Origin of the sequence: Azospirillum thiophilum, from assembly GCF_001305595.1 — a bacterium.
In the GTDB taxonomy this organism is placed as follows: Bacteria; Pseudomonadota; Alphaproteobacteria; order Azospirillales; family Azospirillaceae; genus Azospirillum; species Azospirillum thiophilum.
Map to the genome: position 1 here is coordinate 456,273 of NZ_CP012401.1, position 25,006 is coordinate 481,278.

The window sequence follows — 25,006 nt, forward strand, 5'->3', positions numbered from 1 at the left end:
CTAAAATCTAGGAGAGACAAGTGACAAACTTGAATTCGCGGGACATTCCCGCCACGCCCGAGGTTTGCCTGCCGCCGGCCCTGCGCAAGCCGCGCCTGCGCCGCTGGGAGGCTGCCGAGTACTTGGAGTTAGTCCACGGTGTCACCGTTGCCCCCGCCACGCTCGCCAAATACGCCAGCGTCGGAGGTGGCCCGGCCTTCAACAAGGGGGTGAGCCGGACGCCGCTTTACCCCGTTGCCGAACTCGACCGCTGGGCCATTGAGCGCATGGGGAAGTTGGTCCACTCCACCAGCGACGCGGGGGTGTGATGGACGCCGCCGGCATCGCCAAGGCGCTGGGTCTCGCCCGCTCTGGGCGGACCTACAGCGGCCGTTGCCCCTGCTGCGGCTATCCGTCTGGCTTCACTGTCGAGGAAGACAACGGGCGCGTGCTGGTCAAGAGCCATGCCTGTGGGTGTTCCCAAGCCGACGTGATCCACGCCCTTCGCGCGCAACGACTATGGGCGGGTGAACCCGACAAGGAATGGACGCCGCCAGTTCGCCACGAACCTTCCACGCCGACTGACCCCGACGCCAAGCGCAAGGCGGCTTCGGAGGTCTGGGCGCAGACGGTGCCCGCCGCCGGAACCATCGTGGAAAGGGCGTATCTGCCCGGACGCGCCATCACGCTCCCGGTGCCGCCGACCATCCGGTTTCTTCCCAACGCCAAGCACGCGCCGTCTGGCCAGCGGTTCCCCTGCATGGTCGCCGCCTTCGCCCTGCATCCCGACAACCGGGTGTGCGCGATCCATCGGACCTTTCTCACCCCCAGCGGCACCGACAAGGCTCCGGTGCCAAGCCCGAAGATGACCTTGGGGCCGCTGAAGGGTGCCGCGATCCGCCTTGCGCACGCCGGCTCCGTCCTGCTGGTCGGGGAGGGCATCGAAACCGTGCTGTCGGGCATGCAGGAAACCGGGTTGCCGGGCTGGGCCGCGTTCTCCGCCGGTAATCTGGTCGATCTGCTGTTGCCGCCCGTGGTGGCCGAAGTGGTGATCCTGGTCGATCACGACTCCAATGGCGTGGGCCAGCGCAAGGCCGAAGCCGCCGCCCGCCGGTTCCATGCCGAAGGTCGCCGCGTCCGCCTTGCCCTGCCTCCCGTCCCCGACACCGACTTCAACGACATCCTACGCGCCGGAAAGGCTGCGGAGATCCCCCATGCCTGACGATGTGCGCAAGATCATCGAGAACGCCAGCGAGTTCACCCCGCCCCATGGTGACGACAACGATGATTTGCCCCAGCGGGACAAGCTGATCCTCTGCGCGACGCGGAGCGGGGAGCTATGGCACGACGCCGACCACGGCGCCTATGCCACCGTCGAGATTGACGGACACCTTGAAAGCTATCCGGTTCGGTCCAGCGCCTACCAACGGTATCTGAGACGGCTCTATGGCGCCCGCTATCAACAGGTGATCGTTGAAGGCGGAACGAAGATCACCGTCCCCGGCTCGCCATCGTCACAGGCGTTCACGGACGCGCTGGGCAGCATCGAGGCCATGGCCGGCAACGGCCCGGAGAAGGTTCCCGCCATCCGCATCGGCGACCACGAGGGCCGAGTCGTGATCGATCTGGGCACGCCCGATTGGTCCGCCGTCGTTATCGGGCCGGATGGCTGGTCCGTTGTCCCCCGCCCGCCCTGTCCCTTCATCCGCCCGGCCGGCTTGCGACCGCTGCCGATACCTGTGAAGGGAGGCCGCATCACCGAGTTGCGCCCCTTCCTGAACATCGGAGGTGACGACGACTTCCGCCTTGCCGTGGCGTGGCTGCTGGCGTGCCAGAAGCGCAAGGGGCCGTTTCCGGTCATGGTGGTGAACGGCGAACAGGGAGCGGCCAAATCGACCTTCTGCCGCGTGCTGCGTCGTCTGGTCGATCCGAACGCCGCCGATCTGCGCTCCCCACCGAAGGACGAACGCGACGCGCTGATCGCCGCGCGGAATGGCTGGGTCCTGGGCTACGACAACCTGTCCTATGTCGATGGCGAACAGTCGGATTGGTTTTGCCGGATCGCCACCGGAGGCGGGTTCGCCACGCGGGCGCTCTACACCAACAATGAGGAAGTGCTGATCGACGTGTGCCGTCCGGTGTTGCTGAACGGCATTCCGTCGCTGGCGTCTCGCCCCGATCTGGCCGACCGCGCCGTTGCTCTGACCCTGCCCGCCATGACGGCGGAAGCCCGCCGGCCGGAAGCCGCGTTCTGGTCGGAGTTCGACGCCGCCGCGCCCCGTATCCTGGGCGCACTGTTCGACGGCGTGTCGATGGCGCTGCGCAACCGCGCCATGGTGACGCTCCCGCGTCTGCCGCGCATGGCCGATTTCGCCCTGTGGTCCGCCGCTGGCTTTCCCGCTTTCGGATGGAAGCCGGTCCAGTTCGTTGACGCCTATGAGACCAACCGGGCGCGCGGCATCGAAGAGGTTATCGAGGCCGATCCGCTGGCTATGGCCGTGCTGGACATCGCGGCGGAGCGGTCCAGCTACATCGTGACCGCCACGGCGCTGTTGGCCGAGATCAATCTCAAGGTCACGCCAGACGTATCACGCGACAAGACATGGCCGAAGAACGCCCGAAGTCTGTCCAGCCGCCTGCGTCGTCTGGCGCCGGCCCTGCGCTCCCAAGGTGTCGAAATCGAACTCGACCAGCATGTCGGGCGCGGTGACGACAAGAAACGCGCGATCCGTGTCCGCCGTTTGCCAGCGGGGACGCAAACGCATTCGAGCGGGGACGCAAACGGCCCGGCTTCCGTCCCCAAGAACACCGAGGGAAATCAATGTGTTAATGAATATGGGGACGCTGGGGACGCTGGGGACGCAAATTTCCCCCTATCCTCTGGCTCTGAGTGGGAGACGACCCTATGACGGGCGTTTCCGTGTTGCGTGCCCTGCGCGCTGAAGGAGCCGTCGTCAACCCTCGACGGCGATACCCTGCGGCTCCGGGCGCCTGCCCCGCTTCCGCCGGCCGTCGTCTCCGCCGCCCGCGCCGAGAAAGCCGGCTTGGTCGATCTGCTGACCAGCTATCCCGACTTCCCCGACCGCCTGGACGACTTCGAGGAACGCGCGGCCATCCTCGAATTTGACGCCCACCTTTCCCGCGCCAAGGCCGAACGCATCGCCTGGGCGGATGTGTTCGGCACCGACACGCCGATGGAGACGATCCGATGAGCAAGCCCTTCGACCGAGCCAAGTTCAACAAGGTGCTGTCCCTCGCCGAGTCCGACCACGACGCCGAAGCCCTGGCCGCTGTCCGCAAGGCGGCTGCCATGGCTCGCGCGGCTGGCCTGTCGCTGGGGGAGGCCGTGAACGGCCCCGACACAGAAGGCGGCACCGTCTCCACCTTGCGCATGATGGTGATGGAGGCCGAGCTTGCCGCCGCCCGCCGGGAGATCGCCGAGCTTCGGCGCAAGACTTCCGGGGGTGGTGACGACGCCACGTTCGAGCGTGGGTTCCAGGCTGGGCAGCGTTACGGTGCCGACCGCGCGGCGGCTGACCTTCGGGAACAGGCGTTCCGCCGGGTGAAGGAATTGGAGGCCGAGCTTGAAGCCTTCCGCGCACCGCTGGATTGGGTGGACGTCGCCGAACGCTACTACACCAAGTTCCGCCGGGGGGTGAATGCGGCCTTTGCCAAGGGGCTGCTGTACCGCGCCAGCGTCAACAAGCTGATGCCGGCCGATCAAGCGGAGTTGCGGAAGTTCGCCGCAACGGTTGAACGGAAGGCCAAGCGGGCAAAGGCCAGCACCGCAGAACATGCAGCGCCATAGTACGCAACCCGACACCAACCGTATAGCCTAGGACGAAGCGCTCAGTCCTTCTCAGTTATCGCTGGATATTATTGAATATCCCGGAATATTTCAGAAAACATAGATTAACAGGATTTTCCAACTCTATTTGACTGTTACGATATTTCGGCGGAATTTGCCAGTGAAACGGCAAGGGACCGCGCGAATGCTTACCGGCATCAAGGCGCTTTTCGGGGTTAGCGAGCGGAAAGACGTTGGTGGATACGAAGTCCTGACCGGCGGCACTTTGCCGACCGCTGCGGGGGTATCCGTTTCTCCCGAAACCGCCATGCGCTGTTCGGTCTCCTTCGCTTGCATCAAGGTCATTGCCGAGACCATCGAGCAACTGACGCCGCACCTGTACCGCCGGAAAGGCGACGACCGGGAGCGCGCCACCGACCATCCCCTTTATGCCCTGGTGACGAAGGCCCCGAACGACTGGACCCCTGCCAGCGAGTTCCGCCTTGTGCTGGGAACCCACTTCGCCACCCACGGCAACGCCTACGCCTTCGTGAACCGCGACGCCGCCGGCCGGGTGGTGGAGTTGATCCCGCTCGACGCGCGGGCCGTTTCCGTTCGCCAAGACCCGCGCACCATGGCCCCGGTCTACACGGTCGCCACCGGCAACACGGCGCTGCCCGCCCGCGAATACGACCGATCCGAGATCCTGCACATCCGGGGCGTGGGGCTGGACACCTACAAGGGTGCGTCCCCCGTCACGCTGGGCCGGGAAGCTATCGGCCTGTCGCTCACGCTGGAGAAGCATTGCGGTTCGCTATTCGGTCGCGGCGCCAAACCTTCGGGCATTCTCAAGGTCAAGGGCAAGAAGACGCCCGAGGCGTTGCAGCGCATCCGATCCCTGTTCACCCGCTTCTATTCGGGAGCCGACGCCGAACACCGGACGATGATGTTCGATGACGACATGGACTTCACCCAAATCCAACTGACATCGGTGGATAGCCAAACGCTCGAAATGCGCCGCTTTCAGGTGGAGGAAATCAGCCGCTTTTGGCGGGTGCCGCTGCATTTGGTCAATGAAATGGACCGCGCCACCCACGCCAACGCCGAGAGCATGGGCATGCAGTTCCTGACCTTCTGCATGCTGCCGATCCTGCGCCTGTGGTGCGACGCGATGGCGATCACGCTGCTCACCCCCGAGGAGCGGGACACCCTGTATTTCGAGTTCGAGGTGAACGACCTCGCCCGCGCCGACATCGCCGCCCGGTTCGAGGCGATGAGCAAGGCGATTTCCGCCGGCATCCTGAACCCCAACGAAGCCCGCACCATGGAGAACCGCCCACCCTACGCCGGGGGCGAAACCTTCATGCGCCCGGTCAACACCGCGCCCGCCCCGACTACGGGGGCTGCCGCCGAACCGAGCACGGAGCTACCCCATGCTTGAGGTGAAGGTCTCCCCAGAGGGTGAAGTGATCGGCTACGCCAGCCTGTTCGGTGGCCCGGCCGATGCGGTCAACGACGTGGTGCAGGCGGGCGCCTACCACGCCAGCATTACCACCCGTCTGCCGCTGATGCTGCGCGAGCACAAAGGCTTGCCCATCGGCCAGTGGATCGAGGCCGCTGAAGACGACATCGGCCTGAAGGTTCGCGGCGTCGTGACCGACCCGGCGACGCTGGCGGACCTGCGGGCCGGACGCCTCGACGGTCTGTCCATCGGCTACATCGCCACCAAGGCCCACCGCGACGCCGCCGGCCGGCGGGTGCTGGTCGAAGTCAACTTGCAGGAAGTCAGCATCGTGCGCCGGCCCGCATCGAGCCGGGCGCGGGTGCTGAGTGTGAAGAGTTTCCCGGCCGCTGGCGCGGCCATCATTACGGAGAGCACCATGGAAGACGAGAACGCCGCCGCGCCCGATCTGGCCGCGCTGGAGACCAAGACGGCCGAGTTGGTGGCCGGTGTCGAAACCAAGATGACCGCTGCCATTACCGCCGCGCTGGCGCCGCTGACCGACCGTCTGGGCAAGGTGGAAACCACGCTCCGCCGGCCGGGCGCCGCTGTGGCACCGGAGACCAAGGGGGCCGAAGCGCCCGAACGCAAGGCGTTTGAGAACTACCTTCGGGGCGGCACCGCCGGCATGGACTATACCGAGGTGAAGACCCTGCGCACGGGCGACGACACCAGCGCCGGCTATCTGGCGCCGGCCGAGTTCATCGCCGAGGTGGACAAGAACATCGTCCTGTGGTCGCCCGTCCGCCAGCTCGCCACCGTGCGCAACACGACGCGCGGTTCGGTGGAACTGCCCAAGCGGATCGGCCGTCCCACCGCGACGTGGGTGGAGGAGCTGGAGGACCGGGAGGACACCGAGACCGGCAGCCGCTACGGCAAGTCGGCCTATGAGGTGAAGGAACTGACCGCCTATGTGGACGTGGCCTTCTCCACCCTGGAGGACGCCGCCGTCGATATCTTCGCCGAGCTGGCCGGCGATCTGGCCGAAGAGTTTGGGCAGGCGGAAGGGCAAGCCTTCGTCACCGGCAACGGCGTGAAGCGCCCGATGGGCTTCATGTCGGATACCACCATCCCCAGCGTGGTGACGGGCGACGCGGCGAAGATCCTCCCCGACTCGCTGATCGACCTGTTCCACGCCCTGCCGTCGCCCTACCGCACCAACGCCGTGTGGGGGATGAACTCCACCACCCTGGGCGCCTGCCGCAAGCTGAAGACCACGACGGGCGAATACCTGCTGTCCATGACCGGGCTGGCCGGCTCGCCCGTCACCACCATCCTGGGCCGTCCGGTGGTGGAACTGCCCGACATGCCCGACGTGGCCGGCGACAACATCCCCGTCGTCTTCGGCGACTTCGCCCAAGGCTACCGGGTGTTCGACCGGGTGGGCTTCTCCCTGCTGCGCGACGACCTGACCCAGCGCACCAAGGGGAAGTGCCGTTTCCACGCCCGCAAGCGGGTTGCCGGTGGTGTCCGCAAGTCGGAAGCCCTGCGCAAGCTGATCGTGGCCGCGAGCTGAAGGAGGAACCCCCATGCGCGACCTGCTGAACAACATCACCCCGGTCAACATCATCCCGCCGAGCGCGGCGACCAGCGACAACACCGCCGTCGTCTCCGCCATCGTGGACAGTCTGGGCTATGGCTCCGTGACCTTCATCCTGCTGACCGGCTCGCTGGCCGACGCGGACGCCACCTTCTCAGTGCTGGTGGAGCATGGCGACGCGGCCAACCTGTCGGACGCTTTGGCCGTGCCCGATGAGTTGCTGGTCGGAACCGAGGCGCTGGCCGGCTTCACCTTCGCCGACGACAACAAGGCCCGGAAGGTCGGCTATGTCGGGGGCAAGCGGTACCAGCGCCTCACCATCACGCCGACCGGCAACGCCAGCGCCGCGAACCTGGGGGCCGTGGCAATCCTGGGCCATCCGGTCAACGCGCCCACCAGCAACCCGCCCGCGTGAACGCCATGTTGCACCGCACTATGACCGACCTCGCCATTCCGACCAGCGGTCTTTCCATCGCCTCGCTGACCGGGGGTTTCAGTGAGGCGCTTCAAATTGTCGTCCTGTGCCTCACCATCGTTTTGCTTCTTTACCGCGTCCGCAACGCGCGGCGCGGCAAGGGAGAATGACCATGCGCACCATGCTGACCGTCATCACCCCCGCCACCGTCATGGACCTCACCACCGTCGCAGCGGTGAAGGCCGAGCTTGCGGTGTCCGGTTCTGGTGATGACGCTTGGCTGGCGGACGCCATCACCCGCGCCAGCGCCATCATTCGGCGCTGGTGCAATCGGGTGTTCGCCGCTGAAACGGTGCGGGAGACCTATCGCCTTGCCCGGCCGGTGCCTGAATTGCTGCTGTCCCGGCTGCCTGTCGTCACCATCGCCAGCGTCACCGTGGACGGGACCGCGCTTGCCTCGACCGTCTACGAGGCCGACGCCGAACAAGGCACGCTCTACCGCTTGGACAGCCGCCGCCGCTTCCTGTGTTGGTCCGGTGACGTGATCGACGTGGAATACACGGCTGGCTTTACCATGCCGGGCGCGGTTGGCCGGACACTGCCCGAGGACGTGGAAGCCGCCTGCATTGCCTTGTGCGTTCGGGCTTACCACGCCAAGGGCAGAGACCCCGCGTTGCGTTCCTATACGAACGTTGACGTTGAGACGTTCTCACTGCTCGACCCGGACAAAGCCGGTGGTGACGGAGGGCTTCCCGCCGACGTGGCGGAACGTCTTCAGCCCTACAGGTCGGTGGTGCTCGGATGACCGCCGCCACTCTCACCGCGTCCATGCACCGCGCCGGGCGCCCGCTGGAACTGAAGCGGCGCGTCGGCACGTCCAGCACCTTCGTCACCTGCACCGTCTACGGGAAGGCCGGCAACTACCAGCCCACACAGCTTGTCGGCGGGGTTACACAGGGAGACCGTCACATTCGCATCACCCAAGCGGACATTGCCGCCGCTGGCTGGCCGGGGCCGGTTCCGAGCGGCGTTCAGGCATCCCAGTGGCCGGCGAAGATCAAGTCCGGGGACATCCTCGACAATGGCGCCATTCAAGGGGCGGAACCGCTCTACGAGGCGGGCGACCTTATCGGCTGGGTGTGCTGGGTGCGAGGGGGATGACGCCATGCCCTACGCTGCGCCTCGCATCTGCAAGTGTGGCTCCATCATTCCCGCCGGCCGACCGTGCCCCCGCTGTTCCAAGGCTGTGGAGGCTGCCCGGCCCGACCGTCACCAACGCGGCTACGACTCGGATTGGTACCGCTTGCGTCGCGCCCATCTGGCGACGCACCCCGGCTGTGTGGTGTGCGGATCGACTGAGGGCGTGGACGTTGACCACAAGGTGAGCATCAAGGACCGGCCCGACCGTCGCCTTGACCCGTCCAACCTTCAGACGCTTTGCCGCTTGCACCATAACCGCAAGACGCACGGGAAAAAGGCAGGGATAGCAAGGGGTTAGGGATAGGGGGTTTGTGATTTCCCGCCATGGGGCTGGGTACCGGACAGGGGTCTTCCTCCCGAGAGAGCCGAATTGAGCAAATGGACCAAAGGGGTTGAGCGATGCGTGGACGGAAACCGGAACTGAAGGCTATCGAGGGCGGGCTTGCCCGGCTGCCGCCCGTGCCGTCCTGGCTGCCGACCGAGGCCAAGGCCGAATGGCGCCGCGTCGTGCCCGGTCTGCGCGCCCGCAAGACCCTGACCCGTGAAGACCTCCCGATGTTGGAAGCCTACTGCCTTGCCGCTGGCACCATCCGCCGGTCACAGGCGATGATCGCCACCGAAGGCGACATGGTGAAGAACGACAAGGGCGACGTGAAGCGCCACCCGGCCTTTCAGACCATGTTCCAGGCGCTGACGGAAAGCCGCCGGCTGGCCGCCGAGTTGGGCTTGACCCCGGCCAGCCGGAACAAGGCCGCGCCGACCGGCAATGACGACGACGACCTGTCGGACCTCGACCTATGACCACGACCTTTCCCGAATGGATTTACGACGGCTCCGAGATCCCCGATCCGTTGGGCTTCGGTCAACGGGCCGTCGATTTTCTGCGCGTGCTGCGCCATCCGAAATCCACCCTGCCGAAGCGGGCTTTCCAGCTTCACGACTTCCAAGAGCGTTTGGTCCGCCGCATCTACGGCCCGCGCCATCCAGACGGCCGGCGGATCGTGCGCAACGTCGTCATGCTGCTGCCGCGCGGCGGGCGCAAGACCAGCCTAGGGGCCGGGCTGGGGCTGCTGCACACCATCGGCCCGGAGCGGGTGCCCGGCGGGCTGGCGCTGTTCGCCGCGTCGGATCGCGAGCAAGCCCGCATCGGGTTCGAGGAAGCCGCCGGCATCTGCCGGGAGGACTCCCGGATTGAGAAGGTGCTGCGTTTCATCGACTATCGGCATCGCATTGAGCATCCCAAGAGCGGGTGCCAGCTACGCGCCATATCCTGCGACGCCGCCCGGTCCCATGGCACCACGCCCACCTTTGCCCTGGTCGATGAACTCCACGCATGGCCCAAGCGCGACCTGTGGGACGTGATCCGCACGGGTCTGGTCAAGGTGCCCGGCTCCCTGTCCGTCGTAATCAGCACCGCCTGGCGAGGGCAGCAGAACGTTGCCCACGACATTGTGGACTATGCCCGCCGAGTCGCCCGTGGTGAGATCGACGACCCCGGCACGCTGCCGGTGCTGTTCGAGACACCGGCCGATGCGGATTGGCGCGACGAACGGGTGTGGTTCCGCGCCAATCCCGGCTTGGTCCACGGCTTCCCCGATCTGGACGGCCTGCGCCAGCTCGCGCGGGAAGCCGAGAACCGGCCTGCGGACCGGGAAGCGTTCAAGCAACTGCATCTGAACGTGTGGCTCGACCACTCGACCGACCCATTCGTTGAAATGCCGGTCTACGATCAAGGCGCGGCGCCGCTCGACCTCAACGCGCTGGCCGATGCGCCGTGTTGGCTGGGCGTGGACCTGTCCAGCAACTCGGACCTGACGGTGGTGGTGGCGTGCTGGCGCGTCGGGACCGGCTATGCGGTGCTGCCGCACTTCTTCTGCCCCGGTGACAACCTGCGCGGCCGACAGGATCGGGACGGGGTGCCCTATGTCCGTTGGGCCGATGAAGGGTTGATCGAGCCGACGCCGGGCAACGTGGTGGATTTCCGCGCGGTGGAAGACTGCATCCGCGACCTGTGCGACCGCTTCAATGTGGTGTCGGTCGGGATTGACCCGCACTTGGCCCGGTCCACACTGAACACGCTGACCGAAGACGGCTATCCGGCTGTGGAGGTGCGGCAAGGCTGGATCACCATGGCGCCGGCCATCAAGGAATTGGAGCGCGCCATAGTCGGGCGGCAATTCCAGCACGGCGGGCATGAGGTGCTGCGCTGGTGCTTCGACAATATCCAAGTGGAGACCGACCGGGCCGGCAACCGGCTGTTCAGCAAGGGCAAGGCGCGGGAGAGGATCGACGGTGCCGTAGCCTGCGCTATCGCCGTATCGCTGGCGCAGCACGGCGACTCGGGCAGCTCAATCTATGATCTGGACGTTCCCGACGAAGAGTTCTTCGTCTGACGGACTGTCCCGGCTCAAAGACGCGATGGCTTCCCGTGGGTCCTGGGTGGGTCCTAGAGCATTTCGGCGTTCTGGACGCCTTCCGCTATGAGCGGGAAAATACGTTTCTTTTCAATATGGTGCGGGCGGCGGGACTCGAACCCGCATACCAAGAGGTGAGGGATTTTAAGTCCCTTGCGTCTACCGGTTTCGCCACGCCCGCGCCCCGGCTTCGCCACCGGAGTCCCGGTCTGACGACCGGAGCCTCGATGCCAAAGCACATGCCGACGGAGCGGCACCGGGATGCCCGCGGAGATTGCATACATGGATATGCAACGCGCCGTTCCGTCGTCATGACTTAGACAATCGCCGGGCTTTCGGTCAAGACCCCTTCGCAAAACCGGAGACCGTCCCATATCGAAGGGCCATGTCGATTGATGCATGACCCGGGGAATGGGCTCAGGAAACGGGAGGGCTTGGCGTGAGCGAGACGAGTTGGCTGTCGCTGGTGGCGCTTCTGATGGTCGCGGTTTTGGTGGTTCCTGCCGCCCTTCGCCGCAACCGCGGCGTGGCGGTGCGCAACGCGGCGCTGTGGCTGGCGGTGATCGTCGCGCTGGTCTGGATTTACGACCGCTTCGGACCGTTCGGCACCCGCTTCTGACCGGGACCGTTTCCCCCCTAATCCTACGGCCGGTTGTCCTCGTTCAGCGTCATGATGCCGATTCCCATCGACACGCTGCCGAAGGTCAGCATCAGGCCGGCATAGAGCATCACCGTGGCGGTGATGCCGTATTCGCTGCTGCCGATCAGGGTGGCCAGCCGGGCGACGTCGAACCACAACAGTCCGCTGGCCAGCACCACCGCACCGACGATGCCGGCGAACAGATGGCGCAGCAGGAACAGCAACGCCGCTTTCTCGAAGGTCTTCATGGCGGGGCTCTCCCGGCAGACTTGGTCCCGGCGCCAAACGGCCTGAGGTCCGATGGCCTGGCGCCAAACTCTCCATGTAGACCCGAATCGGTCCGCGGCAATTGATCCCCCGACATAGCCGCGGTCATAGCGTCACCCTACCCTTTGGTTCCGACGGTCACGGTCGGCGTGCCGCCCAGCCGCCGGACGATGTCGGCCAATTCGCCGGCCGCCGCCTCCACCTCGTCCTCGCCGGTGCCGCGCAGGACCAGGCTGACGCCGAAGAAGCCGTTGCGGAAATAGGGATAGCTGCCGATCTCCAGGGCCGGATGGCGGTCCTGCAAGGCCGACAGCTCGGCGGCGATCACGCCCTCGGCCAGCTCGCAGGCCACCGTGCGGGCATGCAGCGCCGGCCCGCCGGCCAGACGCGGCAGCACCCCGTCCAGCATCGCCCGCATGATGTTCGGCACGCCGGCCATGACGAAGACGTTGCCGATCTGGAACCCCGGCGCCTGGCTGATCGGATTGTCGATCAGGATGCCGCCGGCCGGGACGTTGGCCATGCGCAGCCGCGCCTCGTTCAACTGGCCGGCGGCGTAATGGCGCTCCAGCCGGGCGACCGCTTCCCCGTTGCGCTCCAGCGCGACGCCGAAGGCCTTGGCGACGCAGGCCGCGGTGATGTCGTCGTGGGTCGGGCCAATGCCACCGGTGGTGAAGACGTAGGTGTAGCGCGCACGCAGCGCGTTGACCGCGGCGACGACCTCCTCCTCCACGTCCGGCACCACCCGCGCCTCGCGCAGCCGCACGCCGATCTCCGTCAGTTTCTCGGCGATGTGCCCCAGGTTGGCGTCCTTGGTGCGGCCCGACAGGATCTCGTTGCCGATCACCAGGACGGCGGCGGTCGGATTGTCTTCGGCCGGGGGGACGGCGGTCTCGGACGTCATGGCGGTGCGGGTCTCCGTCGGAACGCTCTTGTCGAGCGGGAAGGCCAAGGGTAGCGTCGCCGCCAAGATGCGCTTTCCCACCCCCCTTCTTCAAGGCCGCCTGATCCGCCGCTACAAGCGGTTCCTCGCCGACGTCGAGCTGGACGGGGCGGAGGTCACCGTGCATGTCCCGAATTCCGGCAGCATGATCGGGCTGGCCCTGCCGGGATCGGCGGTGTGGCTGTCGCGCTCCGCCAACCCGAAGCGCAAGCTTGCCTACACGCTGGAGCTGGTCGAGGCCGCCGCCCCCTGGGGCGAGGGGCTGGTCGGCGTCAACACCGGGCACCCCAACGCCCTGGCCGCCGCCGCGATCGCCGCCGGCACCATCCCGGAACTGGCCGGCTACGACCGGCTGCGGCGCGAGGTGAAGTACGGCCGCAACAGCCGGATCGACATTCTGCTGGAGGACGACCCGGCGCAGCCGTCCGCCCGGCCGCCGGTCTATGTCGAGGTCAAGAACGTCCATCTCCGCCGGCCGGGCGGCGCCCATGGGGACGCCGCCGAGTTCCCGGATTGCGTCACCGCCCGCGGCGCCAAGCATCTGGAGGAGATGGCGGCGATGGTGGCGCAGGGCTGCCGGGCGGTCATGCTCTACCTTGTCCAGCGCACCGACTGCACTTATTTCCGCACGGCGGCCGATCTCGACCCGACCTATGACGCCGGCTTGCGCCGCGCGCTTGATTCGGGGGTCGAGGCACTGTGTTGGGCTTGCGCGATCACGCCCGAATCGATTGAATTGGACCGGCCGCTGCCGATCGTTCTGTAGCGCCGCGGCATGTCCGGGTTTCGGGTTTTTTGGCATAGGGGCATTCGTCTTGGAACAGGATCACGTCGACTCCAACCGCGTCCGTCTGCATGGCCCGGAGGGGTTCGCGGGCATGCGCAAGGCCGGCCGGCTGGCCGCGCTGACGCTGGACTTCATCGCCCCCTATGTGCAGCCGGGCGTCACCACGGGCGAGCTCGACCGCCTGCTGGAACAGTTCATCCGCGACCATGGCGGCATCCCCGCCCCGCTGGGCTACCGCGGCTTCCCGCGTGCCAACTGCATCTCGGTCAACCATGTCGTCTGCCACGGCATCCCCGGCGACAAGCGGCTGGTGGACGGCGACATCCTGAACATCGACGTGACGCCGATCGTCGACGGCTGGTATGGCGACAGCAGCCGCATGTACCTGTGCGGCGACGTCGGGGTGAAGGCGCGCAAGCTGGTGGACGTCACCTATGACGCGCTGATGATCGGCATCGACGTGGTGAAGCCGGGCGCCACCCTGGGCGACATCGGCCATGCCATCCAGACCTTCGCGGAATCCCATCGTTTCTCGGTGGTGCGCGATTTCTGCGGCCACGGCGTCGGCCGCGTCTTCCACGAGCCGCCGTCGGTCCTGCATTACGGCAAGCCCGGCGAAGGTCTGGTGCTGAAGGAAGGCATGATCTTCACCATCGAGCCGATGATCAACACCGGCCGCGCCGACGTGAAGATCCTGGGCGACGGCTGGACCGCGGTGACCAAGGACAAGTCGCTGTCCGCCCAGTTCGAGCATTCCATCGGCGTGACCGCCGACGGGGCGGAGATCTTCACCCTGTCGCCGGCGGGCTACACGAAGCCGCCCTACCCGGTGGAGTGAGGCGGAGCGCGCTTGTCAAGTCGCCGGCCGCCGCCGGGCGCAAGGCGCCCCGGTGGCGGAGCCGGCAGGCCGCTTCCGCATCCGCCCGATGCGGTCTGTCGACATCGGCGTCGCCGCCCGACCATCATGGGGTTGGTGGACATGGCAGAGCCGCACGCACCTTGGGTTGAACCCATCACAGGTTAATGACAAAAAAGAGGCCACGGATACCATCCCGCCCTCCGATGGGTTTTCGATCTTGGACAGTCTCCAAGTCGCCCAACGTCCGGATGGGATCACGCCGTGCCAGCAATCACAGGGAACACCGTCGTTGTCCTTGAACAGAACGCCATCCTGCGGCTGGGCGTCGAGGCTCTGCTCGAGTCGTGGGGGTGCCGGGTCATCGCCGGCGACTGCGTCGACGACATCATCGCGATCATGAGGGACAAGGGCCTGCGCCCGACCCTGCTGTTGCTGCCTCCAACCGATGGCCTGGACACCGGCGACCGCTTGGGCGACCGCTTTGAAGCCGAAATGGGCCATCCGCTGCCATGGATCGGCATCACCGCCGATCCCAACCTGCTCCAGCACTGGAAGGCCGGAGCATCCGGCGGCATCCTGCTGGAGATGCCCTGTTCGCCCGACATGCTTCGCACGGCCATGCTCGAGGCGCTGCGGAAGACGCCCTGATCTGTCACCCCCTGAAAACCCGGCGGTTCCCGGATCGGAGCTTGCGGTGGCCGATACGCCCGCACGGTGTTGGCCGAGCGCCCGGCATTGACCGGGTGATGGGTGCATCACATCAGGCGGCGGAAGGACGCGATGCGGTCGCGGCGCTGTGCCGTGTAAACGCCCTGGGCGTAGATGCGCCACGCCCCACCGACGCGCAACCCGGTGACGAAGCCGCTGCCCCGCCCGTTGCCCAAGGTGCGATAGTCGTTCCGCTTGAAGGTCTGGCGATAGCCCATGGCGGACAGCGTGCCGGTCATCTATGCATCACGCCAATCCCCCAAAGACCAATCATCAATTGCTATCTTTCCTGTGCTCCGAAGTTCTTCATATCGCATTGACCATTTTAGCATTTCAATAAGTGCGTTCGCATCTGTTGGGATGCTCACCATTTCATAAGCATGATGACTATCATTATAGTATCCCTCGATATTGTTCATGTACTCCGCAATAGACGAAATCGCACCTCCAATTTCTTTTCTTGAAAACGATGGCAGAGGAGTCGTCGCTGTATTCATTGCGACATTCAGATCTAAATGAGCCAATTTCTTATCCCGCCAATTGCGGAGTGGAGCACATCTTTCCTTCACGATATCAAGCAACTCCTGAGAACCAGAAGAAAAATCGGCATCGCAGTTCTTCGCTATTCTTTCCTGCAACTGATACAGAGAGAGATTTTCAAATTTCCTTGAACGCGCAGGATCAGTAAGTTTACTAGCATATATGCTTATTTCCGACCTGAGAGATTGCTCAATAATGTAAAAAAATGCTCTTGCAACTTCGTTTAAGAGGTTAACTCTCTTTTCGCTTTTTGCATAAAGCTGCCTATATATTTTCCACTTCGCATGAAGCCAAGTTACCTCGTTCTTTAATTCTTGATAAACACCAAAAATCTCTTCCGGCATCTCGGCCATTTTCGTTCCTTAATTGTGAAATGACTAGGGATTGGAAGACCACAGACATTGAATCTTAGATCAAGCAATGTCGTGGCTGCCAGTAATATGACCGCTATCCGCACCGTCTTTGCCGTCCTCGCCATGGCCTCAGATCCGGCACGAACAGTGGATGAGCTGAACGCCAATCGCCACGTCACCTACAACGCGGCAGAGAAGCCGGGCATGGTGTTGATCGCGACGCGGCTGCGCATATGGGGGTAACAGTCCCAAAAGTAAAGCCGCCCGATCTCACCGGACAGGCCGCATGCGCATATTTCATTTCTCCCTATGATTTCGCGATACAGAGAATTCCAACATGGTTGCGACTGGACAGATGCCATCGCGTTTCTACTGGGGCCGGGCTTCGCGCCCGAAAGCTGGCGGACCCGGATTTCCGCCCGGCGGGTCCGCTACAGGTCCGCTGCAAAAACGAGCTTGCGGACCCCGGACATGGAAAGGCCCCGAAAGGCGTTACCTTTCAGGGCCTTAGAGTGGTGCCGCAACAGGGATTTGAACCCCGGACCTACTGATTACGAATCAGTTGCTCTACCCCTGAGCTACTGCGGCGTCGTTGTGGCGCGGAACATAGCGAGGTGCTCCATGGGATGCAAGCGGTGAATTTCGGAAAAATCGGCCCTCCATTCTCAAGCCTGCCATGCTTGCGCACCCCCCATCCGCCGCCCTCAGCCGTGCTGGCGGATCACCTCCAGGAAGGCGTCGGCGTAGCGCTCCAGCTTGCGGCCACCCACCCCCGGCAGATGGGCGAAGCTCGCGTGGTCCTGCGGACGCTGGGCCACCATTTCCAGCAGCGTGCTGTCATGGAAGATCACATAGGGCGGCACGCTCTGGGCCTTGGCCAGCGCCGTGCGGCAGTCCTTCAGCGCGTGCCACAGCACGTCGTCCGCCGCCGACAGCGCACCGCGGGCGCCGCTCCTGGACACGCCCTCCCCGCCACCGACGCTGCCGCCCCGCGCCGTGTGGCGGCGCAGCGCGTCGTGGACGCCGCGCCGGCGTTCCAGCACCGGATCCTTGCGCAGCTTGACCACCCGCTGCCCCTTGATCACCGCGACCCCGGCATCGGTCAGGCGGAAACCGCCATAGCCCTCTAGGTCGACGGTCAGCAGGCCGGTCGCCACCAGCTGGCGATAGACCGACTGCCATTCGACCTTGGACAGATCCTTGCCGACCGCGAAGGTCTTCAGACGGTCATGCTGCTGCTGGATCACCTTCTCGGTCGCATTGCCGACAAGCACGTCGATCAAATGGCCGGCGCCATAGCGCTGGCCGGTGCGGTAGACCGCCGACAGCGCCTTCTGCGCCGCGACGGTGCCGTCCCAGGTCTCGATCGGATCCAGGCAGGTGTCGCAGTTGCCGCAAGGCTCCGGCAGCGTCTCGTTGAAATAGTTCAGCAGAACCTGGCGGCGGCAGTCCGGCGTCTCGCAGAAGCCCAGCAGGGCCTCCAGCTTGCCGCGCTCGACCCGGCGGTGGCTGTCGCCGGCCTCCGACTGCTCCAGCATCTGGCGCAGCATCACCACGTCGGCCATGCCGTAGGCCATCCAGGCGTTGGCCGGCAGCCCGTCGCGGCCGGCGCGGCCGGTCTCCTGGTAATAGGCCTCCAGGCTCTTGGGCGGGTCGAGGTGGCAGACGAAGCGGACATTCGGCTTGTCGATGCCCATGCCAAAGGCGACGGTCGCGACCATCACCAGACCCTCGCTCTTGATGAAGCGGTCCTGGTTGGCCTCGCGCATCTCGGCCGGCAGCCCGGCATGGTAGGGCAGAGCCTCGCGGCCCTGGCCGTTCAGCCAGGCCGCTACCTCCTCCACCTTGTTGCGCGACATGCAATAGACGATGCCGGCGTCTTCCGGGTGGTTCTCGCGCAGGAAGGCCAGCATCTGCTGGCGCTCGCTCTTCTTCGGCACCACGCGGTAGGTGATGTTGGGCCGGTCGAAGCTGGACAGGAAGACGCGGGCGTCGGTCAGCCCCAGCTTCTCCTTGATCTCGGCCCGGGTCTGCACGTCGGCGGTCGCGGTCAGCGCGATGCGCGGCACCATCGGGTGGCGTTCGTGCAGGATCGACAGCTGGAGATATTCGGGGCGGAAGTCATGCCCCCACTGCGACACGCAATGCGCCTCGTCCAACGCGAACAGCGCCAGCCGGGTACGGTCGAGCAGATCGAGGAAGCGCGGCGTCACCAGCCGTTCCGGCGCGACATAGACGAGGTCGATCTCGCCCTGCAGCATCGCCCGCTCGACCTCCCGCGCCTCGGCCGGCCCGAGCGAGGAGTTGAGGAAGGCGGCGCGCACGCCCAGCTCCCGCAACGCCGTCACCTGGTCGCGCATCAGGGCGATCAGCGGCGAGACGACGACCGTCACCCCGTCGCGCACCAGCGCCGGGATCTGGTAGCACAGCGACTTGCCGCCGCCGGTCGGCATCAGGACCAGCGCGTCGCCGCCGCGCACCACATGGTCGATGATGTCGGCCTGCTGGCCACGGAAGGAATCGTAGCCGAACACGGTCCGCAGCGCGTCGAGCGCCGTGGCCGGCCGGTCTCCGAAGCCGCCGTCCGACGCACCCCGGTTGCTGTAGGAAAACAACGAATCCACGCCGATGCGGTTCAGGAAAGTGGTGCCGGAGATTCGGCTTCTCATCTCAACGACTCATCATGTGGCACAGATCGGCCCCATGGCAAAGCCGCAAAGGGTCACGTCCGGGAACAAAGCTCGGACCACCACAGTCGCCACAACGCATTGGCGTGAGACCGCAGCGCCCGCTCACCGTCCGCGTGTAGAGCGAAAACAGCGGAAGGAGGAAGGCAGCATGAAGAAGCCGCCCTCCTTCCCGGCGCTCCTACAGCAGGTCGCGCAGCATCGCCACCAGCGGCACGTCGGCCGGCGGCATCGGATAGTCGCCCATCCGGTTCGGATAGACCCAGGCGAGCTTCTGGCCCTCCTGCGGCATGACGTCGCCCTCCCACACCCGGCAGACATAGAGCGGCATCAGCAGATGGAAGCGCTCGTAGCTGTGCGAGGCGAAGGTGAAGGGGGCAAGGCAACTCGCCGCCGTGTCGATGCCCAGTTCCTCCTTCAGCTCGCGCACCAGCGCGGCCTCCGGCGTCTCGTCGGCGTCCACCTTGCCGCCGGGAAACTCCCACAGGCCGGCCAGCGACTTGCCGGGCGGGCGTTGGGCCAGCAGCACGCGCCCGTCGGCATCGACGAGCGCCACCGCGACGACCAGCAGTACCGGCAGCGAGCCGGGAGCCGGGGTCGAGCTGGGATCGAAACAGGCGGCCACGGCCGGTCAGCTCCGATAGCTGCCGTTGATGTCGATGTAACCGTGCGTCAGGTCGCAGGTCCACACCTTCGCCGTCCCCTTGCCGAGGCCGAGATCGATGTCGATGTCGATTTCCTTGCCCTTCATGTGGGCGGCGACCGGCGTCTCGTCATAGCCGGGGACTTCCATCCCGTCGGCACAGATCAGCGTGCCGCCGACGGTGATCCTGATGAGATCCCGGTCGGCCCGCTCGCCGGCGCGGCCGATGGCGGCGACGATGCGGCCCCAGTTGGCGTCCTCGCCGGCCACCGCGGTCTTGACCAGCGGCGAGTTGGCCACCGTCATGCCGATCCGCTTGGCGGCGGCGTCGCTGTCGGCGCCGCGCACGGTGACGGCGACGAACTTGGTCGCCCCTTCGCCGTCGCGCACCACCTGCAGCGCCAGGTCGAGCAGCAGATCCTCCAGCGCGGCGCGGAACTCCGCCAGCTCGCCGGCGTCGGCGCTCGACACCGGGGCGTTGCCGGCCTTGCCGGTGGCGAACAGCAGCAGCGTGTCGCTGGTCGAGGTGTCGCCGTCGACCGTGATGGCGTTGAAGGTGCGCTCGGTGAATTCCGACAGCATGTCCTGCAGCGCGGTGGCGGCGATGGCGGCGTCGGTGAAGACGAAGCCCAGCATCGTCGCCATGTCCGGCGCGATCATGCCGGAGCCCTTGGCGAAGCCGGCGATCGTCACCGTCGTGCCGCCGATGGTCGCGATGCGCACCGACCCCTTGGGGAAGGTGTCGGTGGTCATGATGGCGCGGGCGGCCTTCTCCCACGCGGCCGAATCGGCGGCAAGGCTCGGGGCCATCGGCGCCAGGCACTTGCCGATGGCGTCGGCGGCCAGCGGGATGCCGATCACACCGGTCGACGCGATGTAGACCTCGTCCGGGGCGCAGCCCGCCAGTTCGGCGGCGGCCGTGACGGTTGCCTGGACGGTGGCGTCGCCCGCCTTGCCGGTGAAGGCGTTGGCGTTGCCGGCATTCACCACCACGGCGCGGGCCTGACCCTTGGGCAGGCTGTCGCGGCACCAGACCACCGGGGCCGAGCAGGTCAGCGACCGGGTCAGCACGCCCGCCACGCTGGTGCCAGGATCCAGCACGGCCAGCAGCAGATCGTCGCGGCCCTTGTATCGGATGCCGCTGTTCGCCGTGGCGATGCGCACGCCCGCGATGGGCGGCAGCGTCGGGAAGCTGGCGGGAGCCAAGGGGGAGAGGGTCGTGGCCATGGAGGAATTCCCGTGGTGGGGGAGTGGTGGTGTGGTGGGCGTGGAGGGTTTGAGGTGCTGGCGTATTGCCCCCACCCTAACCCTCCCCCGCTTCGCAGGGGAGGGGACTGCCGCCGCTCTCCTGCAAAAGCGCTTACCCCCTCCCCCGCCCAGCGGGGGAGGGTTGGGGTGGGGGCATGGTACGCCCCCCGTCCCCTTACTTCTTCGCCGGCTCCGCCGGAGCGGCCGGGGCCGGGGCCGGGGCCGGGGCAGCGGCCGGCTCTTCCTTCGGCATCGGCGAGCCGTCGAGCTGGAAGGTCTCGACCTTCGCGGCGCCGCGCAGCTCGTCGACCAGCGCGGTGACGAGGTCCTTGGACAGCGTCTGCTCCAGCTGCGGCTTCACCTCGTCGAGCGTCGGCTGCGGCTGGGTGCGCTTGTCCTCGACCTTGATGATGTGATAGCCGAACTGGGTCTTCACCGGCTCCTTGCTGACCTCGCCCGGCTTCATGGCGAAGGCGGCGTTGGCGAAGGGCTCGACCATCGAATCCTTGGTGAAATAGCCGAGATCGCCGCCCTGGGCCGCGGCGGCGGCGTCCTTGGACTTCTCCTTGGCCAGCTTGGCGAAATCACCACCCTTCTTCAGCTGGGCGATGATGGCCTTGGCCTCGTCCTCCTTCTCGACCAGGATGTGGGCGGCCTTGACCTCCTCATGCGCCGGGTTCTCCTTCAGGAACTCCTGATAGGCCTTGTTCAGCGCGTCCGGCGTGACGCGGGCCTTGATCTCCTTCTGGATGTAGGCGCGCTGGACCGCGCGCTCCTCGGCGCGCTTGATCTCGTCCTTCACCTCGGCCGAATCGGCCAGGCCGGCCTTGTAGCCGGCCGACGCGACCAGCTTGCCGCTGACCAGCTGGTCGATCACCGCCGGATAGATCATCTCGATCGGCATCTGCTGCACCTGGGGCGGCAGCTGCGAGACCATGCGGGTGACGTCCGACTTGTGCAGTTCCTCGCCGTTGACGCGGGCGACCACCGGATCGGCCGGAGCGGCGGCAGCCGGAGCCGAAGCGGCCGGCGCGGGGGTGGCCGGAGCCGGCGTCTGGGCATGGGCGGCCAGCGCGATGCCGCAGGCGGCAACCGACAGCAGCGCGGTGCGGAACACTCGATGAACCATGGCGTGTCTTTTTCCTTCCGGCGGATGCTTCGCAACACGAGGGGCAATAGTGAAGGGGGGGGCACCATCGAAGACGCCGTCCGTTTCGCAAGGGCCCGCGGCATCGGAGCCATCCGCCGCTCCGCGCCCGATTCCGCAAGGGATTAAGCATGGCTCGCCTGCCGTGGGCAAGGGTCGCCATCGTCCCGTCACAGGAACTGTGCCGCCGCATCGGCCTATACCAGCCCCCGGCCGCGGCATCCAGCCGGCTCCCCGCTTCCTGGATGCGAATTCATCATGATGTCATGCGGCGGGCCGGCGGGCCGGGTGCAGTCTCGCCCCGGTCTCGCCCGGTCTCGTTGACAGGGCCTCTCCATAGTCCTATGTGAAACCCGTCGATAGGCTGGCCCACATTCCGCTTTACTCCCGAGGTTTTCATGTTCGGCGCTCTCGCCCGCAAGATTTTCGGCACCGCCAACACGCGCGCGGTCAAGGCGCTGCACAAGACCGTGGCTCAGATCAACGCGCTGGAGCCGTCGGTCGCCGCGCTGTCGGACGACCAGCTGAAGGGCCGCACCGACTGGCTGCGCGAGCGGCTGGCCAAGGGCGAGACGCTGGACGACATCCTGCCCGACGCCTTCGCAACCGTGCGCGAGGCGGCCAAACGCGTGCTGGGCCAGCGCCATTTCGACGTCCAGCTGTTGGGCGGCATGGTGCTGCACAGCGGCAAGATCGCCGAGATGCGCACCGGCGAGGGCAAGACGCTGGTCGCCACGCTGGCCGTCTACCTGAACGCGCTGGAAGGCAAGGGCGTCCACGTCGTCACCGTGAACGACTATCTCGCCTCGCGCGACAGCGGCTGGATGGCGCGGGTCTACAGCTTCCTTGGGCTGTCCACCGGCTGCATCGTCCATGGGCTGGACGATGACGAGCGGCGCGCCGCCTATGCCTCCGACATCACCTACGGCACCAACAACGAGTTCGGCTTCGACTATCTGCGCGACAACATGAAGTTCCGGCTGGAGGAGCTGGTCCAGCGGCCCTTCAACTACGCCATCGTCGACGAGGTCGACTCGATCCTGATCGACGAGGCGCGCACGCCGCTGATCATCTCCGGTCCCTCGACCGATTCGTCGGAGATGTATGTCCAGGTCGACCGGCTGATCCCGCTGCTGGTGCCCGAGGATTTCGAGAAGGACGAGAAGCACCGCACCGTCAGCTTCACCGAGGCCGGCCAGGAGCACATGGAGCAGTTGCTGGGTCAGGCCGGGCTGCTGAAGACCGGCGGGCTCTACGACATCCAGAACGTGGCGCTGGTCCACCATTCGCAGCAGGCGCTGCGCGCCCACATGCTGTTCCAGCGCGATAAGGACTACATCGTCAAGGACGACAAGGTCGTCATCATCGACGAGTTCACCGGCCGCATGATGGAGGGCCGCCGCTTCTCCGAAGGGCTGCACCAGGCGCTGGAGGCCAAGGAGAAGGTGACGATCCAGCGCGAGAACCAGACGCTGGCCTCCATCACCTTCCAGAACTACTTCCGCATCTATCCGAAGCTGGCCGGCATGACCGGCACCGCGCTGACCGAGGCGGCGGAGTTCGGCGAGATCTACGGGCTGGAGGTGGTCGACATCCCGACCAACGTCGCGGTCAAGCGCATCGACCACGACGACGAGGTCTATCGCACCGCGACCGAGAAATACCATGCGATGACCGACCTGATCGAGGACGCGCGCAAGCGCGGCCAGCCGGTGCTGGTCGGCACCACCTCGATCGAGAAGTCGGAGCTGCTGGCGGATCTGCTGACCAAGCGCGGCATCCCGCACAACGTCCTGAACGCCCGCCACCATGAGCAGGAGGCCTACATCGTAGCGCAAGCCGGCCGCGCCGGGGCGGTGACGGTCGCCACCAACATGGCCGGCCGCGGCACCGACATCCAGCTCGGCGGCAATCTCCAGATGCGCATCGAGGTCGAGCTGGCGGACCTGCCAGAAGGCCCGGAGCGCGACGCCCGCATCAAGCAGATCGAGGCCGAGATCGCCGAGGCGCGCGAGGCGGTCAAGCAGGCCGGCGGCCTCTATGTCATCGGCACCGAGCGGCACGAGAGCCGCCGCATCGACAACCAGCTGCGCGGCCGTTCGGGCCGCCAGGGCGACCCCGGCACCTCGAAGTTCTTCCTGTCGCTGGAAGACGACCTGATGCGCATCTTCGGGTCGGAGCGGATGGACAGCATGCTCCAGCGTCTCGGCCTGAAGGACGGCGAGGCGATCATCCATCCCTGGATCAACAAGGCGCTGGAAAAGGCGCAGCAGAAGGTCGAGGCGCATCACTTCGAGGTGCGCAAGAACCTGCTGAAGTTCGACAACGTCATGAACGACCAGCGCAAGGTCGTCTACGAGCAGCGCCACGAGGTGATGGAGAGCGCCGACATCGCGGAGGAAATCCGCGAGATGCGCCATCAGATCATCGCCAACATGGTGTCGACCGCCATTCCGGCCAACAGCTACTCCGAGCAGTGGGACATCGACGGCCTGCACGAGGGCGTGAACCGCGTGCTGGGCATGGATCTGCCGGTGCAGGACTGGGCCAAGGAAGAGGGCATCGCCGAGCCGGAGATCGAGGAGCGCGTGCGCGAGGCCGCCGACCGCAAATATGCGGAGAAGGAGGAGGCCTACGGCGCCGAGACGATGCGGCATGTCGAGAAGAGCATCCTGCTCCAGGTCCTGGACCAGGAATGGAAGGATCATCTCCTCCAGCTCGACCATCTGCGCCAGGGCATCAACCTGCGCGCCTATGCCCAGAAGGATCCGCTGAACGAGTACAAGCGCGAGGCCTTCGAGCTGTTCGACAGCATGCTGATGGCGCTGCGCGAGCAGGTCACCAGCATCCTGATGCATGTCGAAATCCGTATGGCTCCGTCGCAGGAGGAGCTGTTCGCCCGCCAGATGCAGGAGATGCACGAGGGCCGCACCGACCCGGCGCTCGCCATGGCCGGTATCGACGAAGCCCTGCCGGACGGCATGGTCCGCGCCTCTTCGCTGGCCGGCACGCCGGAAGACCAGCCGCTGCCGGAGGATGTGATGGCCAACACGCCCCGCAACGCCGCCTGCCCCTGCGGGTCGGGCAAGAAGTTCAAGCACTGCCACGGGCGCATGGCGTAAGGACCGGATGGTGTAACCGTTGATCGGTCGGGCGCCGGCGCAGTGCCCCCACCCTTCCCACGGCTTCGCGGGAAAGGATGAATTGGCAATACCGCGGCAGTCCCCTCTCCCGCGATCGGACCGGCCTTCGGCCGGCCGAGGGCGGGGGAGGGTTAGGGAGGGGGCAAGAGCCTCCATTGAAACCAACCCCTTCCCACCCCGTTTCCCCTCCAGCAACCACGGAAGA

Annotated in this window: 28 protein-coding genes and 2 tRNA genes; 20 read left to right on the top strand and 10 right to left on the bottom strand. The window is 66.0% G+C overall.

Features of this window, described 5'->3' with window-relative positions:
- Positions 1–20 precede the first annotated feature (20 nt).
- The 14 genes from AL072_RS02135 to AL072_RS02190 all read left to right on the top strand — a co-directional run bounded on the left by AL072_RS02135 (position 21) and on the right by AL072_RS02190 (position 10,815).
- Positions 21–308: a hypothetical protein gene (locus tag AL072_RS02135; RefSeq protein ID WP_200909765.1), complete on the top strand. Its 288-nt coding sequence runs from the start codon at positions 21–23 to the stop codon at positions 306–308.
- A complete protein-coding gene (locus AL072_RS02140; RefSeq protein ID WP_045581710.1) occupies positions 308–1,201 on the top strand; it encodes a DUF7146 domain-containing protein in 894 nt (297 codons plus the stop codon). Before AL072_RS02135 ends, AL072_RS02140 begins: the two co-directional genes overlap by 1 nt.
- Positions 1,194–2,888 carry a hypothetical protein gene (locus AL072_RS02145; RefSeq protein WP_052709972.1) on the top strand — a complete coding sequence of 565 codons (1,695 nt, stop codon included), beginning with the start codon at positions 1,194–1,196 and terminating at the stop codon, positions 2,886–2,888. The genes AL072_RS02140 and AL072_RS02145 overlap by 8 nt, the downstream gene beginning before the upstream one ends.
- 135 nt (positions 2,889–3,023) lie before the next feature.
- Positions 3,024–3,191: a hypothetical protein gene (locus tag AL072_RS35150; protein ID WP_167543363.1), complete on the top strand. Its 168-nt coding sequence runs from the start codon at positions 3,024–3,026 to the stop codon at positions 3,189–3,191.
- Positions 3,188–3,787, top strand: a complete 600-nt coding sequence (locus AL072_RS02155) for a hypothetical protein (protein ID WP_045581708.1) — start codon at positions 3,188–3,190, stop codon at positions 3,785–3,787. Before AL072_RS35150 ends, AL072_RS02155 begins: the two co-directional genes overlap by 4 nt.
- A 184-nt stretch (positions 3,788–3,971) precedes the next feature.
- Entirely contained in the window at positions 3,972–5,207 is a 1,236-nt protein-coding gene (locus AL072_RS02160; RefSeq protein WP_082108904.1) for a phage portal protein, read from the top strand.
- Entirely contained in the window at positions 5,200–6,783 is a 1,584-nt protein-coding gene (locus AL072_RS02165; RefSeq protein WP_052709971.1) for a phage major capsid protein, read from the top strand. The genes AL072_RS02160 and AL072_RS02165 overlap by 8 nt, the downstream gene beginning before the upstream one ends.
- A 13-nt stretch (positions 6,784–6,796) precedes the next feature.
- Positions 6,797–7,222, top strand: coding sequence for a hypothetical protein (locus tag AL072_RS02170; RefSeq protein WP_045581706.1), 426 nt, complete (start codon positions 6,797–6,799; stop codon positions 7,220–7,222).
- Between the two features lie 20 nt (positions 7,223–7,242).
- Entirely contained in the window at positions 7,243–7,392 is a 150-nt protein-coding gene (locus tag AL072_RS34790; RefSeq protein ID WP_158511029.1) for a hypothetical protein, read from the top strand.
- 2 nt (positions 7,393–7,394) lie between these two features.
- A complete protein-coding gene (locus AL072_RS02175) occupies positions 7,395–8,027 on the top strand; it encodes a head-tail connector protein (RefSeq protein WP_052709970.1) in 633 nt (210 codons plus the stop codon).
- A complete protein-coding gene (locus AL072_RS02180) occupies positions 8,024–8,383 on the top strand; it encodes a hypothetical protein (RefSeq protein ID WP_045581705.1) in 360 nt (119 codons plus the stop codon). The genes AL072_RS02175 and AL072_RS02180 overlap by 4 nt, the downstream gene beginning before the upstream one ends.
- Positions 8,384–8,387: 4 nt before the next feature.
- Positions 8,388–8,720 carry an HNH endonuclease signature motif containing protein gene (locus AL072_RS36170; protein ID WP_045581704.1) on the top strand — a complete coding sequence of 111 codons (333 nt, stop codon included), beginning with the start codon at positions 8,388–8,390 and terminating at the stop codon, positions 8,718–8,720.
- A 101-nt stretch (positions 8,721–8,821) separates the two neighbouring features.
- The gene (locus AL072_RS02185; RefSeq protein WP_045581703.1) at positions 8,822–9,223 is read left to right on the top strand and encodes a phage terminase small subunit P27 family; all 402 of its coding nucleotides are present in this window, start codon (positions 8,822–8,824) and stop codon (positions 9,221–9,223) included.
- On the top strand, positions 9,220–10,815 hold the full coding sequence (locus AL072_RS02190) for a terminase large subunit (protein WP_045581702.1): 1,596 nt from the start codon (positions 9,220–9,222) through the stop codon (positions 10,813–10,815). The genes AL072_RS02185 and AL072_RS02190 overlap by 4 nt, the downstream gene beginning before the upstream one ends.
- Positions 10,816–10,932: 117 nt before the next feature.
- On the opposite strand, the gene AL072_RS02195 is transcribed toward AL072_RS02190, so the two are convergent.
- A tRNA-Leu gene (locus tag AL072_RS02195) sits at positions 10,933–11,017 on the bottom strand.
- 258 nt (positions 11,018–11,275) lie between these two features.
- Between AL072_RS02195 and AL072_RS02200 the strand changes: the two genes are divergently transcribed.
- The gene (locus tag AL072_RS02200) at positions 11,276–11,455 is read left to right on the top strand and encodes a hypothetical protein (RefSeq protein WP_045581701.1); all 180 of its coding nucleotides are present in this window, start codon (positions 11,276–11,278) and stop codon (positions 11,453–11,455) included.
- Between the two features lie 23 nt (positions 11,456–11,478).
- Here AL072_RS02200 and AL072_RS02205 read toward each other — a convergent pair whose 3' ends face one another.
- Both AL072_RS02205 and AL072_RS02210 read right to left on the bottom strand, forming a co-directional pair.
- Entirely contained in the window at positions 11,479–11,724 is a 246-nt protein-coding gene (locus AL072_RS02205; protein WP_045581700.1) for a hypothetical protein, read from the bottom strand.
- 137 nt (positions 11,725–11,861) lie between these two features.
- Complete coding sequence (locus tag AL072_RS02210; protein WP_045582580.1) at positions 11,862–12,647, bottom strand: competence/damage-inducible protein A; 786 nt, start codon at positions 12,645–12,647, stop codon at positions 11,862–11,864.
- A 67-nt stretch (positions 12,648–12,714) separates the two neighbouring features.
- Here AL072_RS02210 and sfsA point away from each other — a divergent pair, with 67 nt between their 5' ends.
- The 3 genes from sfsA (at position 12,715) to AL072_RS02225 (ending at position 14,980) form a co-directional block, all read left to right on the top strand.
- Positions 12,715–13,452, top strand: a complete 738-nt coding sequence (sfsA, locus tag AL072_RS02215; protein WP_045581699.1) for a DNA/RNA nuclease SfsA — start codon at positions 12,715–12,717, stop codon at positions 13,450–13,452.
- A gap of 49 nt (positions 13,453–13,501) precedes the next feature.
- The gene (gene map, locus AL072_RS02220; RefSeq protein WP_045581698.1) at positions 13,502–14,311 is read left to right on the top strand and encodes a type I methionyl aminopeptidase; all 810 of its coding nucleotides are present in this window, start codon (positions 13,502–13,504) and stop codon (positions 14,309–14,311) included.
- 282 nt (positions 14,312–14,593) lie between these two features.
- Positions 14,594–14,980: a hypothetical protein gene (locus tag AL072_RS02225; RefSeq protein WP_045581697.1), complete on the top strand. Its 387-nt coding sequence runs from the start codon at positions 14,594–14,596 to the stop codon at positions 14,978–14,980.
- 107 nt (positions 14,981–15,087) lie between these two features.
- Here the strand turns inward: AL072_RS02225 and AL072_RS02230 are convergent, their stop codons facing one another.
- Positions 15,088–15,279: a hypothetical protein gene (locus AL072_RS02230; RefSeq protein ID WP_045581696.1), complete on the bottom strand. Its 192-nt coding sequence runs from the start codon at positions 15,277–15,279 to the stop codon at positions 15,088–15,090.
- Positions 15,280–15,933, bottom strand: a complete 654-nt coding sequence (locus AL072_RS34060; RefSeq protein WP_144428110.1) for an AbiU2 domain-containing protein — start codon at positions 15,931–15,933, stop codon at positions 15,280–15,282.
- Between the two features lie 87 nt (positions 15,934–16,020).
- Between AL072_RS34060 and AL072_RS34800 the strand changes: the two genes are divergently transcribed.
- Entirely contained in the window at positions 16,021–16,176 is a 156-nt protein-coding gene (locus AL072_RS34800; protein ID WP_158511031.1) for a hypothetical protein, read from the top strand.
- Between the two features lie 270 nt (positions 16,177–16,446).
- Here AL072_RS34800 and AL072_RS02235 read toward each other — a convergent pair.
- From AL072_RS02235 to AL072_RS02255, 5 genes are all read right to left on the bottom strand, one after another.
- Positions 16,447–16,521, bottom strand: a tRNA-Thr gene (locus AL072_RS02235).
- 116 nt (positions 16,522–16,637) lie between these two features.
- On the bottom strand, positions 16,638–18,602 hold the full coding sequence (gene recQ / locus AL072_RS02240) for a DNA helicase RecQ (RefSeq protein WP_245636729.1): 1,965 nt from the start codon (positions 18,600–18,602) through the stop codon (positions 16,638–16,640).
- A gap of 199 nt (positions 18,603–18,801) precedes the next feature.
- Entirely contained in the window at positions 18,802–19,245 is a 444-nt protein-coding gene (locus AL072_RS02245) for a (deoxy)nucleoside triphosphate pyrophosphohydrolase (protein ID WP_045581695.1), read from the bottom strand.
- A 6-nt stretch (positions 19,246–19,251) separates the two neighbouring features.
- Positions 19,252–20,490, bottom strand: a complete 1,239-nt coding sequence (argJ, locus tag AL072_RS02250; RefSeq protein WP_045581694.1) for a bifunctional glutamate N-acetyltransferase/amino-acid acetyltransferase ArgJ — start codon at positions 20,488–20,490, stop codon at positions 19,252–19,254.
- Positions 20,491–20,686: 196 nt separating this feature from the next.
- On the bottom strand, positions 20,687–21,640 hold the full coding sequence (locus AL072_RS02255; RefSeq protein ID WP_045581693.1) for a peptidylprolyl isomerase: 954 nt from the start codon (positions 21,638–21,640) through the stop codon (positions 20,687–20,689).
- 416 nt (positions 21,641–22,056) lie between these two features.
- Here AL072_RS02255 and secA point away from each other — a divergent pair, with 416 nt between their 5' ends.
- The gene (secA, locus tag AL072_RS02260; protein ID WP_045581692.1) at positions 22,057–24,780 is read left to right on the top strand and encodes a preprotein translocase subunit SecA; all 2,724 of its coding nucleotides are present in this window, start codon (positions 22,057–22,059) and stop codon (positions 24,778–24,780) included.
- The last annotated feature ends 226 nt before the right edge of the window (positions 24,781–25,006 follow it).

What these genes read in the sequence shown, in the direction of transcription:
- AL072_RS02230 (WP_045581696.1), bottom strand. Translation starts at nt 15,279, where the DNA reads ATGACCGGCACGCTGTCCGCCATGGGCTATCGCCAGACCTTCAAGCGG.
- AL072_RS02255 (WP_045581693.1), bottom strand. Translation starts at nt 21,640, where the DNA reads ATGGTTCATCGAGTGTTCCGCACCGCGCTGCTGTCGGTTGCCGCCTGC.
- AL072_RS02175 (WP_052709970.1), top strand. Translation starts at nt 7,395, where the DNA reads ATGCGCACCATGCTGACCGTCATCACCCCCGCCACCGTCATGGACCTC.
- AL072_RS02165 (WP_052709971.1), top strand. Translation starts at nt 5,200, where the DNA reads ATGCTTGAGGTGAAGGTCTCCCCAGAGGGTGAAGTGATCGGCTACGCC.
- AL072_RS02190 (WP_045581702.1), top strand. Translation starts at nt 9,220, where the DNA reads ATGACCACGACCTTTCCCGAATGGATTTACGACGGCTCCGAGATCCCC.
- AL072_RS02180 (WP_045581705.1), top strand. Translation starts at nt 8,024, where the DNA reads ATGACCGCCGCCACTCTCACCGCGTCCATGCACCGCGCCGGGCGCCCG.
- AL072_RS34800 (WP_158511031.1), top strand. Translation starts at nt 16,021, where the DNA reads ATGACCGCTATCCGCACCGTCTTTGCCGTCCTCGCCATGGCCTCAGAT.
- AL072_RS36170 (WP_045581704.1), top strand. Translation starts at nt 8,388, where the DNA reads ATGCCCTACGCTGCGCCTCGCATCTGCAAGTGTGGCTCCATCATTCCC.
- AL072_RS02160 (WP_082108904.1), top strand. Translation starts at nt 3,972, where the DNA reads ATGCTTACCGGCATCAAGGCGCTTTTCGGGGTTAGCGAGCGGAAAGAC.
- sfsA (WP_045581699.1), top strand. Translation starts at nt 12,715, where the DNA reads ATGCGCTTTCCCACCCCCCTTCTTCAAGGCCGCCTGATCCGCCGCTAC.
- AL072_RS02185 (WP_045581703.1), top strand. Translation starts at nt 8,822, where the DNA reads ATGCGTGGACGGAAACCGGAACTGAAGGCTATCGAGGGCGGGCTTGCC.
- AL072_RS02205 (WP_045581700.1), bottom strand. Translation starts at nt 11,724, where the DNA reads ATGAAGACCTTCGAGAAAGCGGCGTTGCTGTTCCTGCTGCGCCATCTG.
- AL072_RS34790 (WP_158511029.1), top strand. Translation starts at nt 7,243, where the DNA reads ATGACCGACCTCGCCATTCCGACCAGCGGTCTTTCCATCGCCTCGCTG.
- argJ (WP_045581694.1), bottom strand. Translation starts at nt 20,490, where the DNA reads ATGGCCACGACCCTCTCCCCCTTGGCTCCCGCCAGCTTCCCGACGCTG.
- AL072_RS02140 (WP_045581710.1), top strand. Translation starts at nt 308, where the DNA reads ATGGACGCCGCCGGCATCGCCAAGGCGCTGGGTCTCGCCCGCTCTGGG.
- AL072_RS02145 (WP_052709972.1), top strand. Translation starts at nt 1,194, where the DNA reads ATGCCTGACGATGTGCGCAAGATCATCGAGAACGCCAGCGAGTTCACC.
- AL072_RS02155 (WP_045581708.1), top strand. Translation starts at nt 3,188, where the DNA reads ATGAGCAAGCCCTTCGACCGAGCCAAGTTCAACAAGGTGCTGTCCCTC.
- AL072_RS02210 (WP_045582580.1), bottom strand. Translation starts at nt 12,647, where the DNA reads ATGACGTCCGAGACCGCCGTCCCCCCGGCCGAAGACAATCCGACCGCC.
- AL072_RS34060 (WP_144428110.1), bottom strand. Translation starts at nt 15,933, where the DNA reads ATGGCCGAGATGCCGGAAGAGATTTTTGGTGTTTATCAAGAATTAAAG.
- secA (WP_045581692.1), top strand. Translation starts at nt 22,057, where the DNA reads ATGTTCGGCGCTCTCGCCCGCAAGATTTTCGGCACCGCCAACACGCGC.
- recQ (WP_245636729.1), bottom strand. Translation starts at nt 18,602, where the DNA reads ATGAGAAGCCGAATCTCCGGCACCACTTTCCTGAACCGCATCGGCGTG.
- AL072_RS02170 (WP_045581706.1), top strand. Translation starts at nt 6,797, where the DNA reads ATGCGCGACCTGCTGAACAACATCACCCCGGTCAACATCATCCCGCCG.